The following is a 13720-nucleotide window of genomic DNA, read 5'->3' on the forward strand; positions in this document are numbered from 1 at the left end:
TAGTATTTTTCTTTCAAAAGTAAGCGTGGTTTTTATAACTTTCTATATATCAAGCAATTAAAATCACACATCAAAAACCGCTCAAAATTCGCGTATTTGGGTGAGAATAAGGGTTTGATTGAAAAAAACGCAATTAGAAGCTTGCAATTAGCAATATTCTATTACAAAAGATTAGAATATACTTTCGAGAAAATCCTCCTACGTGGTGATAAGATCTGATAGAACTCGACTGACAATTCTTACCACTTGCCAGCCGAGATTGATAGATTAAATCAGCTTCTTTACTGATGTTGTTGACGAAAGTTTGAATAGGCTTCCCATCGGACATACAAAGCGGCAATAAGGACGCGGTATGAAGATTGCCAATACGAGGAATAGGATTGCGATGAGAATCACCACCCAACTTGTTGATTGGAATATGAAGGCTACGAACAATTCATAGTCCATCCACTTCGACCATACGCCTGCTAACATCAGAATCATTAGAACCCAGAATAATATTTTACGGAAGTGTTCTAAGTTCTGCACTAATCGTTTGCTCATCTTCCATTTATGATGATTGGTCATTCCAACTAACTCTTGGGCTGCTCCGTAGGGGCAAACATTCGAACAGTAATAATTTTTCTTACCGAAAAGAGGGTAGATGAAAGCTGTAATGAGCATAACTATTGGAACGAATGATATCCAAAAGTTGATGCCGCCTGACATGAATCCAACAAGAACTGACCATGAAATAAAGGTTCCGCCCCATAGTCCCAGAACGACAACATTCAATGAAAGTTGGAAAATGCGATAGCGTTTCTTCTTTACGAATAGAGGGATTATAGCAGCCATTAGGACGACTAACAGACCGATAAGCGACTTAGCACGCAAATCCATCTTTTCAAAAATTGAAGGCTGCTGCGCTTTCTTGGAAGCATATACTAAGCCTGCTTTCATATTACCTATGATTCCACGGGAAGAGAAAGTTGCTCCGCTCACACCGTCTACTTTCATTGCGAGAGCTTGTTCGGTAGTTTTACCATTCCAGCGAGTTAGTAATGCACTGGCCTCTTGGAAGAAATCGGGAGATTCAGAGTTCTTTAATGCCTCAACCTTCTCAATTTTACCATTCTTTATATATATATTCAGTGGAACTGTACCGCCAAATCCTTTTACATCTTTTGCAAGATAAGTTGTATTGATAATAATCGTACCATCATCCAATGTGCGAAGCGTATCAATTTGATTGGTCGTTGTCGTTTTTTTGTTATTAGATAATTGTTCACCCCATATTTTGCCATCACGTTGTGCAGCTGCAACTGCAATCACAATGATACACGTAATTAGTATAAATGTTTGCTGTAATTTCTTCATAAGCCTATCCTAAACTTCAAAAATGTGAGGTGCAAAAGTACAAATTAATAATAGACTATCTTTATTCTCAAGGAGATATAACGTCACTTATTTATACTTTAGCTTTGTTAACATAGTTTTAATAAGCAAGTTTTGTGGATAATTTAATTAATTCGTATATTTGCGCAGTCCATAAGGTGGAACCTAAATCCGCAATTTATCATTTAGAAGAACAAATTAAACCTAAACAAATATGAATAACAAAAGGACCTGTCTATATGACAAACATGTTGCGTTAGGCGCACTCATCGCACCATTTGCTGGTTTTGACATGCCAATTCAGTATTCGGGCATTACGGAAGAGCATAATGCTGTACGCGGGCATTGTGGAGTCTTTGATGTTTCTCACATGGGAGAAGTACTCGTTACTGGGTCGGAAGCCGAGAAATATATCAATCACATCTTTACAAATGATGTGAGGGGGCTACCTGCTGGCAAGGTTTTATATGGCATGATGTGTTATCCTGATGGTGGAGTTGTTGATGATACTTGTATCTGTAAACTGGAAGATCAGGTGTTTTTGATGACAATCAATGCTTCTAATATAGATAAGGATATAGCGTGGATAGAAAAAAATGCTGCCGGATTCGACGTAGTTATTAAGAATAAGAGTGAAAACTATGGTCAACTTGCTCTACAAGGTCCCGAAGCAGAGGCAAAAATAGAAAGCGTTTTAGGGATAAGTACCAAGGATTTGAACTTCTATGAAGTACGGCAAGTCAAGACGGATGGCGAGGTAATCATCGTTTCTCGCACAGGTTACACGGGAGAAGATGGCTTTGAGATCTATGGTTCTCCTAAGTATATTAATGAAGCGTGGGATAAACTCATCGCAGCAGGTATTACTCCTTGTGGTCTTGGATGTCGTGATACATTGAGATTTGAGGTTGGTTTACCTTTATATGGTAATGAATTATCCGATAAAATATCTCCAGTAATGGCAGGTTTATCTATGTTCGTTAAGCTGGACAAGGAAGAATTTATCGGAAAAGATGCCCTTCAAAAGCAAAAAGCAGAAGGTGTTAGTCAGCGTCTTCGTGGTATTGTTCTTGAAGGAAATGCTATTCCACGTCATGGATATAAGGTGATGAAAGCTGGAAAAGAGGTAGGAGTTGTCACAACTGGCTATCGTCTAATCTCAACACCAAAGAGCTGTGCGGTTGCATTGGTTGATGCTTCTGTTCAGATGGGTGATAAACTTGAGATTCAGATCCGTAAGAAGTCGTTCCTGGGAATAGTCGTCAAAAAGAAATTCTATGATAAGCATTACAAAAAGTAGTGCTGTTATAACATATTATTCGAATTAAAAACCTAAAAATAATTTATTATGGCTAAAGTAATTGAGGGACTCTATTATTCAGAGTCACACGAGTTTGTGAAAGTAAGTGGTAATGTTGGCTATATCGGTATCACAGATTATGCACAGCACGCATTAGGTAATATTGTTTATGTAGATATGCCTGAAGTGGATGATGATATCGAAGTTGGTGAAGACTTTGGAGCAATTGAGAGCGTCAAAGCAGCTTCCGACCTAAAAGCTCCTGTGTCTGGAAAAGTCTTAGAGATAAATGAGGCATTAGAGGATGAACCGGGATTGCTTAATAAGGACGCTTTCGAGAATTGGATTATCAAGGTTGAGTTTTCTGATACTTCAGAATTGAAAGATCTTATGGATGCTCAAGGTTACGAGGAGTTCTGTTCAGAATCTTAAAAGCAATAAAAGGGGGTAAAATAAGGTTTGTTTGTCCTATTACATCCTTATTTATTATACTCCCTGCTATTTGTTTTCTCTTTATCATATATCTAAACAACTCTATACGAAAATGAACCATAAGTTTTTACCTCATACAAATGAAGAAATTCGGCAAATGCTTGATCGAATCGGCTTCAAGGATCTTGATAAGCTTTATTCGGAAATACCAGAAGAGATCCGCTTTAAAGGTGAATATGATATTCTGAATGCAATGAGCGAATTAGAGATTCGTGCTTTTTTTGATAAACTCGGTAAAAAAAATGATATGCTTACCTGCTTTGCTGGTGGTGGAGTTTATGATCATTATAGCCCAAGTGCAATCGCAAATATCGTAAGTCGCTCGGAATTTCTCACATCTTATACCCCCTATCAAGCAGAGATTTCTCAGGGAACCCTCCATTATATCTTCGAATTCCAAAGTATGATGGCAGAGTTAACAGGTATGGATATCGCCAATGCTTCAATGTATGAGGGCACAACCGCTACGGCTGAAGCAATGATGGTAGCTTTTAATAATAGTAAAAAGGCTGATACTATTCTTTATTCCGGAGCATTGAATGAGAATATCATTGCGGTGCTAAAGACTTATGCGTTCTTCCATGGTGTTAAATTGAAAGCTATTGAAACAGCAGAAGGTGCTACCACTTTAGACGAAGTAAAGAAGGGATTAGGTGAAGGTGGTATTGCTGGCGTTATCGTTCAACAGCCTAATCGCTATGGAATTATAGAAGATTTTACAGGTTTTGCTGATGCTTGCCATGAAAAGAAGACTATGTTTATTATTAATAGTGTAGCCGCTGACCTTGCTTTGTTAAAGACTCCAGGTGAATGGGGGGCAGATATTGCTGTCGGCGATATTCAAAGCCTTGGTTTGCCAATGAGCTTTGGTGGTCCTTATGCTGGTTATATGTGTTCTACTCAGAAGCTTATGCGTAAACTCCCAGGACGTATTGTTGGTCAGACACGTGATAATCGTGGACAGCGTGTATTTGTGCTTACCTTACAAGCACGCGAACAGCATATTCGTCGCCAGAAAGCAACATCAAATATCTGTTCAAATCAAAGTTTAATGGCATTGTATGCTACGATTTACATGGGACTTATGGGTAAAGAGGGGATTAAAGAAGCTGCACAATTAAGTTACGATGCAGCTCATTATCTATGTGAAAAACTTGTTAGTACAGGTAAAGCTAAGTTAGTTTACAATAGAGAGTTCTTTAATGAGTTCCTTATAGAAATGGAAAATCGAGATGATTTCTTTGAAAAGGCGATAAAGAAAGGCTTCCTTCCGGGTATTAAAGTTGATGATAATAAGCTTCTTATTGCTGTTACTGAAAAGCGCACCAAGGATGAGGTTGATTCCTTTATTGAATTATTCTAATTATACAATGTCTTAAATTATAAGTTGCGATGAATAACAAGTTATATGGAAATCTGATATTTGAATTATCCCATCCTGGCAGACGTGCTTATAGCTTACCAGAAAATAGTTTTGGAAATCATACTCTACCATCATCATGTAAACGAGCAAAGGATGCAGAATTACCAGAATGTGATGAGTTTACGGTTGTAAGGCATTATACAAATCATAGTGGAAATAACTTCGGAGTTGATAATGGCTTTTATCCTCTTGGTTCATGTACCATGAAGTACAATCCAACGATTAATGAAGAAATCGCTTCAATGCCTTCTTTCATTGGGCTTCATCCTCGCCAACCGATAGAAACGGTGCAAGGTGCTTTGGAAGTTGAATATAATATTCAACATGCATTAGCATCAATTACGGGTATGGCTGATGTCACGCTCAATCCTTATGCAGGTGCGCATGGAGAGTTGACGGGTCTGATGATCATTTCTTCATATCATCTCCAACGTGGAGATACTAAGCGCAAAAAAGTTATCGTACCAGATTCTGCCCATGGTACAAATCCTGCTTCTGCAGCGGTATGTGGACTTGAAATCGTTGAAGTGAAAAGTACAGAAGATGGGCTTGTAGATGTCAATGACCTAAAGAAATTATTAGGAGATGATATTGCGGGTATGATGATGACCAATCCTAATACTCTTGGATTGTTTGAAAAGGATATTCCCAAAATAGCACGTTTAGTGCATGATTGTGGCGGATTACTATATTATGATGGTGCTAATCTTAATCCTTTATTAGGAATTGCTCGTCCTGGCGATATGGGATTTGATGTGATCCATCTTAATCTGCACAAAACCTTCTCAACTCCTCATGGTGGCGGTGGTCCAGGTTCTGGTCCTGTTGGAGTCTGTGAGAAGTTAATCCCATTCCTTCCTAAACCTCACGTATGCAAGAATGAGAATGGTTTTTATATAGAGAGAGCTGGAAAGAAGGAAGAAAATAGTGTTGGAGATATTCATGTTGGAGGTTATTTGGGTAATTTCCTCGTGATTCTTCGTGCCTATACATATATACTTACAATGGGTAAGGATCATTTTAAAGAGGTAGGTTTGTTAGCGACATTGAACGCTAATTACATAAAGGAATGTCTGAAAGATGATTATGAACTTCCTATTGATATATTGTGCAAACATGAATTTGTATTCGATGGATTAAAAGACAAAAGTACTGGTATTACTACAATGGATGTGGCTAAGCGTCTCCTTGATTATGGATATCATGCTCCAACAATTTACTTTCCACTTTTGTTCCATGAGGCTATGATGATTGAACCAACAGAGAATGAAAGTAAAGAAACCATAGATGGATTCATTAAGACAATGCATCTTATTGCTAAGGAAGCTATAGATACTCCAGATCTATTAAGAGAGGCTCCACACAATACTCCTATTGGACGTGTGGATGATGTCCTTGCTGCAAAACATCCTATCTTGACCTATCAACAACTTGTTAATGATAAGGGGGAAGAATCTTAATTTGTGTTTGTGAAAAGTCTATATTGAATATAATAAATCTATTTAAAAGGATTTATATGGATAAAACAGATTTATTGATTATTGGTTCGGGACCTGGTGGTTACCGAACCGCTTCTTATGCAGCTAAAAATGGTCTTCAAGTAACTATTATAGAGAAAGGACAACTAGGCGGAACTTGTCTCAATGCGGGATGTATTCCTACGAAATGTCTTGCACATGATGCTGAGGTTCGCCTTACTGCTCTTTCGTCCATTGGTTCGCTTCCTTCACTTGATTTCAAGAAGGTGATAGAGAGAAAAGAAGGCGTACTTAACCAACTTAGAGAAGGGATTGGCTCCTTATTAGATCAGCACAATATCACTTTGATAAAAGGTGAAGCACATTTTGTGTCTGATCATATAGTTGAAGTTGATGACAGGAAAATAGAAGCAAAGAATATTATTATAGCAACTGGATCTCAAGCAAAGCTCCCACCTTTTATTAATAGGGAAGATTATTTAAATAATCCAAAGTCTAAGCGCACGGTTGTTACTTCTACAGAACTTCTTTCTATTGAGAAATTACCAGAAAAGCTTGTTATAATTGGTGCTGGAGTTATCGGAATGGAGTTCGCTTCTGCTTTCGCTGCTTTCGGAAGTCAAGTAACTGTTGTTGAGTTTATGAAGGAGTGTCTACCTCCTATTGATAGTGATATTGCAAAACGCTTAAGAAAAACACTTGAAAAGAGAGGTGTGACATTCTATATGCAAAGTGCTGTTGAAGAAATTATATATCCGACAGAGGGAGATAATCTCGGAACAATGGTTGTATTCCGTAAAAAAGATAAGGAATTTAAGATAGAAGCAGATATAGTTCTTATTGCTACGGGTAGACAGCCGAATGTAATGGATGTGGGATTAGACTCAACAAATATTGAGTTTTCACCAAAAGGTATCCCTGTTAATGATAATATGGAGACGAACATCAAGGGTATTTATGCCATAGGTGATGTAAATGCTCGTCAAATGTTAGCGCATGCTGCTACCTTCCAAGGATTCCGTGCTGTTAATCACATTATAGGCAAACAAGATAATATTCGTCTTGACATTATGCCATCAGCGATCTTTACTTATCCAGAAGCAGCCAGTGTTGGTAAGACGGAAGATCAATGTAAAGAAGCTGGGATTCCGTATACTACACGAAAAGGCTTTTATCGTTCAAATGGTAAGGCTTTAAGCATGAATGAAACAGAAGGAATGATTAAAATCCTGATAGGTGAAGATGGATTAATCCTTGGAGGACATGCGTATGGAAGCCATTCAGCTGATCTCATTCAAGAGCTTTCCGCACTCATGAATCGTGATATAAAGTTAGAAGAAATATGTGATATCATTCATATTCATCCAACGCTTAGTGAGATATTACAAGATACATTAATAGGGTAAAAGTATCAATGTAATATGTTTTGTCTCTCTGAAGAGAGATATTTAAATTGCAAAATGTTTGGATGATAAAGAACTTTACACTAACTTTGCATGCCGAAAGGATACAGATTTAGTCGTATCGATTCGATTGGGATAGTCATCAAATAAATTAGAAAACCCGAGAAGACTTCTTTTGTTAATGGCGGGCCACATAAATTGCATTTAGCGACTGAGCCGCAAGGTCAGTGGATTACAAAGACGAGGAGCTCTCTTATCATTGATACTCGGACTTTTCATCACATCATCGATACGACTTTCCATATTCCACCCACACAAGATGAGGGAATTGCGGTGAGATTCCTAAATGGGAGTCTCACCTTTTATATATCTATAGATTATTAACTAAATCTTAAACTCTCCATACGGAAAATAGCTATCCTTATATTATATGGTAAAGGGTATTAGTATCCCACTGCTACAGCTAGCTTTCAAAGGAGAAAAGAAAGGAATTAATTATATGTTCTCAGGTATTGTAGAAGAAATGGCAACTTTAGTCCGTATAGAGCACGAGCAAGAAAATATCCATTTTACTTTCCGTTGTTCATTTACAAAAGAATTGAAGATAGACCAGAGCGTAGCTCACAATGGTGTTTGCTTGACGGTTGTTAAGTTTGAAGGCGACACCTATACTGTAACAGCGATGAAAGAGACGCTCGAACATTCAAATCTTGGCTTACTTAAAGTAGGAGACCGAGTTAATGTTGAACGTTCAATGCTGATGAATGCTCGTTTAGACGGGCATATAGTTCAAGGGCACGTTGATCAAACGGCTAAGTGCATTAATATGGAAGATGCTGATGGCAGTACTTATTATACTTTTGAATATCCTCTTAACCCAGAAATGGCTCAAAGAGGTTATTTGGCTGTTGATAAAGGTTCGATAACTGTCAATGGTGTATCTCTTACCGTTTGCGAGCCTACAGATAATAGCTTTAAGGTAGCTATTATTCCGTACACCAAAGAGAATACAAACTTCGCCGATATTCGGCTTGGTTCTACTGTGAATATTGAGTTTGACATAATCGGTAAATACATTGCACGCCTCTATCATAAGGTATAATCATCGTCATGTTATAATGAAAAGGCAGTCCCTCTCATTAGCGACAGACTTTGTAAAACCTCAGCAAACAGTACTATTCACTCCCCTCTCCATTCGGAGAGGGGAGTGAAGGGTACTCTGATCCAGTGGTAGGATAAAAGCCTTCACAAGCCCCTCCAAGGGAGGGGATGTGCCTAACGGAAGCTAGTTAGGATAAGCGTTATTTTGATTAAAAGGATATGTACATTCTATATTTGTTTTCATTGTGTACCTTCTGTCTCTTTAAAAGCACCTTATATAATCTGTCATTGAAAAATATGTTTGTATGCTTTCTACCTGTATCAAAAAGCAAAAGACTTTAATTAATGTATTTGTATTTTGATACGCCTTCTTTTCGTATAAATATGGGTTTGTATTATAAAAATTAGTTAATTACATGGCTTTAGTATATATTTTCTATATGGTAAATGTAAAAATAACTCACATATTTTGATAATACATTTCTTTTACAGAAAGTTTTATTATCTTTGTTTGTGAATTGTGACAGATACGATAAATAAAGAGTAATAATGAGGAAACAAATTTATACATCAAAGGTATTTTGGAGTCAAATAGTACTTTGGCTTCCTTTGTTCCTCGTTCCTATCATATACTCCCCTTTTGGTTTATTTTCATGGCAAGAGAGCTTATCCCAGTATATAGTTCCTTTGTCAATGATGATAGTTGCCTACATTAATTATTTCGTTTTTGCACCAAAGCTACTTAAAGGTAATGAGAAAGAATTTTGGATATATAATATTGTTCTAATCTTATTTTTGTCTATAGCACAACATGAATGGTTGTATTATACGGGGACTGAACGATATATTATTTCGTTTTCTTACCAGTTGTTGTTGCAGAATGTGGAAGAGAATATAAATCCACATCTTTTCTTCATTACTCGTAATATCTTTAATTTGAGTATCTGTGCGGGAGCTGCAACCTCTGTATTGATGGCACAACGTTGGTCGAAAGCTGAAGAAGAGAAGCGAGAAGCTGAAACTGCTATGACAAAAGCAGAATTGATTAATCTTCGTCAGCAAGTGAATCCACACTTCATGCTCAATACGATGAATAATATTTATGCTCTTACAGCTTTTGATACTGAGAAAGCGCAAAAGGCTATCATTGATCTCTCAAAGATGTTGCGCCATATTTTGTATGATTATCAGCAGCCGTATGTAAGTTTAAAAGAAGAAGTTGAGTTCTTGAATAACTATATTGAGTTGATGATGATTCGTATTCCCGATAATATTGAAATTAAACGAGAATGTAATATACCAGAACCATGCAATATTCAAGTTGCTCCGATGATATTTATCTCACTGCTTGAAAACTCTTTCAAGCATGGTATAAGTCCTAACCATAAGAACTTTATTCACATTCTATTGGATGCGAACGATGAACGCATAATGTTTGCTATAGAAAATAGTAATTATCCGAAAACAAAGGAAGAAAGGAGTGGACATGGTATTGGACTAAAGCAAGTCGAACGCCGCTTAGAGCTCGCCTATTCTGGTAAATACCGATGGGAAAAGAAATATGATAGTAAAATGAACATATATTCGTCTAAAATAATAATCTATGACACTAAATTGCATAATCATTGATGATGAGCCATTAGCGGCAGATTTACTTGCTAGCTATGCAAAGAAAACTCTTTTTTTGAATCTGATAGGAGTGTTCAATAGTGCCGTAGAAGGTATTAGAGCCATTCGAGGGAATAGAGTAGATCTTATTTTCTTAGATATTCAGATGCCCGAATTAAGTGGATTGGAATTTGCGAAGATACTTCCCAAAGAGACAAAGATAATTTTTACAACGGCATTTAGTCAGTATGCTGTTGAGGGTTACAAGGCTAATGCTATAGATTACTTGATGAAGCCTATCAGCTATGACGATTTCTTAGCAGGAGCAAATAGGGCTTTAGAGTGGTTTAAGAGTGTACGTCAATCAGAGAATGCTTCAAATGATCGTTTTATCTTTGTGAAGAGTGAGTATAAGCTAGTCAAAATCATGTTTGATGATATACTTTACATCGAAGGAGTGAAAGATTATGTAAAGATATATCTGGAAGATGGTCATAAACCTATTATGAGTTTGATGAACATGAAGAAGATAGAAGAGGCTCTTCCTAAACCAGAATTTATGCGTGTTCATAGATCTTATATCATACACATGAAAAAAGTGGATGGAATTGATCGTTTTCGGATTGTCATCGGTGGCGCGATCCTTCCGATATCAGATAGTTATAAGGTTAGATTACAAGATTTCTTAGATGGACATACTTTGTAATTTGTAATTCAATATGCAAAAGGTAGTTAGGTTTTTCTAACTACCTTTTTATGTTATTAGAGTTATATAAACTCTTTAGTTTTGGGATAATTCACCTCCAATTTAAATGTGTAATTGTTCATTATTTATTATACAATTTCAATAACTATCACTAATATCTTCGAATAGGTTGAGTCATTGCATGGGTAAAAGTGGAAGAGTAAATAGGTGATGATGCTTCTGCTTATTAAATAGGAATGTTGCTCACAGGTAGGATCCTCTTACTTTGGTGGCTTTTTTCAGTCATCCCTTTGCCATATCTTAATTTTTTAGTAATTTTGCATGTATTTTTGGAATAAACAATATATCTAGATAATGAAGATTTCATACAAATGGCTAAAGGAATACGTTGACTTTGACCTTACTCCACAGGAGACGGCGGACGCGCTGACATCTACTGGTTTGGAAGTTGACGCATTGGAAGAGGTTGAAACGATACGTGGCGGACTCAAGGGTCTCTTTGTTGGTAAAGTGTTGACTTGTGAGGCGCACCCTAATTCAGATCATCTTCACGTTACAACCGTAGACTTAGGCAAAGGGGAACCACAGCAAATTGTTTGTGGTGCTCCAAATGTAGCTGCAGGGCAGAAGGTTATTGTAGCTGATCTTGGTTGCGTGCTCTATGATGACGACAAGGAATTTACAATTAAGAAGAGTAAGTTGCGTGGTGTTGAAAGTCTTGGCATGATCTGTGCGGAAGATGAAATAGGTGTCGGTACAGCTCATGATGGAATAATAGTTTTACCAGAAGATGCACCAGTAGGTCAGCCCGCTGCAGAGTATTATCATTTGGACAGCGACTGGCTAATTGATATAGATATCACTGCCAACCGTGCCGATGCTCTTAGTCATTATGGTGTGGCTCGTGATCTTTATGCTTGGCTCACACAGAACGGCTATAAGACATCGCTTCATCGTCCTAATTGTGATGCTTTTGTAGTTGATAATCATGATCTTCCAATTGAGGTAACTATTGAGAATCCCGAGGCATGCCGTCGCTATGCTTGTTTGAGTATTACTGATTGCGAGGTTAAGGAAAGCCCACAATGGTTGAAAGATAAGTTGAATGTCATTGGTCTGCGCCCCATCAATAACATCGTAGACATTACTAATTATATTATGATGGCCTATGGTCAGCCAATGCACTGCTTTGATGCAGACATGGTGAAGGGTCACCATATCATAGTAAAAGACAATAACGAGGGAAAGAAGTTCGTTACACTTGATGGTGAAGAGCACATTCTAGGTGAGCATGACCTTGCCATTTGTAATGAGGAAGAACCGATGTGTATTGCAGGTGTCTTTGGCGGAAAGGGTAGTGGTACTTATGAGACCACTCGTAATGTGGTACTAGAGAGTGCTTACTTCCATCCAACATGGATACGTAAGAGTGCTCGACGTCATGGATTATCTACTGATGCTAGCTTCCGTTTCGAGCGTGGTATTGATCCAAATGGCGTTATCTATGCACTCAAGCAAGCTGCTATTCTTTGTAAAGAATTGGCAGGAGGTAAGATAAGTATGGAGATTCGTGATGAGTATCCTACAAAGATGTCCGACTTCCCAGTTCGTTTAAATTACGAGTATTGTGATCGCCTCATTGGTAAGAAACTTGGCAATGATGTTATTAAGCGAATTGCCGAAAGTCTTGAGATGAAGTTAGTGAAGGAAGATGCAGAAGGTTTAGATTTATTGGTTCCAGCCTATCGTGTGGATGTTCAGCGTCCTTGTGATGTTGTCGAGGATATACTTCGTATCTATGGATACAATAATGTAGAGATTCCAACCACATTGAAGTCTTCATTGACGATAGCAGAGGATGCTGATAAAGAGTACCATAAAGAGAATATCATTGGTGAGCAGCTTGTAGGTGAGGGCTTCTTAGAGATTATGAACAACTCTTTGACTAAGGCTTCTTACTATGAGGAGACTGGTTTTAATGCTTATCCTTGGGAAGAAACAGTAAAGGTGATGAATCCACTATCAGCTGACTTGGGGGTAATGCGTCAGACCTTACTCTTTGGTGGTTTGGAGAGCATTGTTCGTAACGTTAATCGTAAGGCACAGAACCTCCGCTTCTTTGAGGTGGGCAATGTCTATAAGTACGTTAAGGAGAAATGGTCAGAAGAAAGCCCTGTAAAGGCTTACGTACAAGATCATCACATTGCCTTATGGGTAACAGGTAAACATATTCAAGGATCATGGGCACATCCAGACGAGGATAGTTCTTTCTATGAGTTGAAGGCATACGTTGAAAATATCCTTCGCCGTATAGGTGTACCACAAGGTTTATTGGTTTGTACTAATTCGGACAATAATGCTTTCGATAAGGCACTTGTCTTGAAGACACGTGCAGGCAAGGCATTGGTAGAAATGGGAATCGTTAATCATAAGGTTCTGAAGAGTTTTGATATAGAGCAGAAGGTTTATTATGCAGAACTTGATTGGACTGGCTTGATGAAAGCAACTCGCAAGAATAAGTTGCAGTTCCACGAGATTTCTAAGTACCCTGCAGTAAGTCGCGACCTTGCATTATTGGTTGATAATAATGTAGAGTTTGCTCAGATAGAAGAGATAGCACGTCAGACAGATAAGAAACAGTTGAAGCGTGTGGAACTCTTTGATGTTTATCAGGGTAGGAACTTGCCAGAAGGCAAGAAGAGCTATGCTGTAAACTTCATTCTTCAGGACGAGACAAAGACGCTAAATGATAAGGCTATCGATGCTATCATGCAGAAATTAATTAAGAATTTAACAAATAAACTAGGAGCAGAACTCCGTTAATAAGAAAATCCA

The 13720-nt window shown here is 37.8% G+C and carries 10 protein-coding genes; 9 read left to right on the plus strand and 1 reads right to left on the minus strand.

What is annotated here, in order from left to right:
- Window positions 1-267: 267 nt before the first annotated feature.
- On the minus strand, window positions 268-1356 hold the full coding sequence (locus D464_RS0103055) for a 4Fe-4S binding protein (RefSeq protein WP_018910091.1): 1089 nt from the start codon (window positions 1354-1356) through the stop codon (window positions 268-270).
- Between the two features lie 232 nt (window positions 1357-1588).
- On the opposite strand from D464_RS0103055, the gene gcvT reads away from it, so the two are divergent.
- From gcvT to pheT, 9 genes are all read left to right on the plus strand, one after another.
- Complete coding sequence (gene gcvT / locus D464_RS0103060; protein WP_018910092.1) at window positions 1589-2674, plus strand: glycine cleavage system aminomethyltransferase GcvT; 1086 nt, start codon at window positions 1589-1591, stop codon at window positions 2672-2674.
- Between the two features lie 48 nt (window positions 2675-2722).
- The gene (gcvH, locus tag D464_RS0103065) at window positions 2723-3106 is read left to right on the plus strand and encodes a glycine cleavage system protein GcvH (protein WP_004381778.1); all 384 of its coding nucleotides are present in this window, start codon (window positions 2723-2725) and stop codon (window positions 3104-3106) included.
- A gap of 112 nt (window positions 3107-3218) precedes the next feature.
- Entirely contained in the window at window positions 3219-4529 is a 1311-nt protein-coding gene (gcvPA, locus tag D464_RS0103070) for an aminomethyl-transferring glycine dehydrogenase subunit GcvPA (protein WP_018910093.1), read from the plus strand.
- Between the two features lie 29 nt (window positions 4530-4558).
- Entirely contained in the window at window positions 4559-6049 is a 1491-nt protein-coding gene (gene gcvPB / locus D464_RS0103075) for an aminomethyl-transferring glycine dehydrogenase subunit GcvPB (RefSeq protein WP_018910094.1), read from the plus strand.
- 56 nt (window positions 6050-6105) lie between these two features.
- Window positions 6106-7473: a dihydrolipoyl dehydrogenase gene (gene lpdA, locus D464_RS0103080; RefSeq protein ID WP_018910095.1), complete on the plus strand. Its 1368-nt coding sequence runs from the start codon at window positions 6106-6108 to the stop codon at window positions 7471-7473.
- A 496-nt stretch (window positions 7474-7969) separates the two neighbouring features.
- Window positions 7970-8572, plus strand: a complete 603-nt coding sequence (locus D464_RS0103085; RefSeq protein ID WP_026284618.1) for a riboflavin synthase — start codon at window positions 7970-7972, stop codon at window positions 8570-8572.
- Window positions 8573-9120: 548 nt separating this feature from the next.
- Complete coding sequence (locus tag D464_RS0103090; protein WP_004381772.1) at window positions 9121-10200, plus strand: sensor histidine kinase; 1080 nt, start codon at window positions 9121-9123, stop codon at window positions 10198-10200.
- Window positions 10175-10885, plus strand: a complete 711-nt coding sequence (locus D464_RS0103095) for a LytR/AlgR family response regulator transcription factor (protein ID WP_018910098.1) — start codon at window positions 10175-10177, stop codon at window positions 10883-10885. The genes D464_RS0103090 and D464_RS0103095 overlap by 26 nt, the downstream gene beginning before the upstream one ends.
- Before the next feature lie 354 nt (window positions 10886-11239).
- Entirely contained in the window at window positions 11240-13708 is a 2469-nt protein-coding gene (gene pheT / locus D464_RS0103100) for a phenylalanine--tRNA ligase subunit beta (protein WP_018910099.1), read from the plus strand.
- The last annotated feature ends 12 nt before the right edge of the window (window positions 13709-13720 follow it).

This window comes from Prevotella veroralis DSM 19559 = JCM 6290, from assembly GCF_000377625.1.
Lineage (GTDB): Bacteria > Bacteroidota > Bacteroidia > Bacteroidales > Bacteroidaceae > Prevotella > Prevotella veroralis.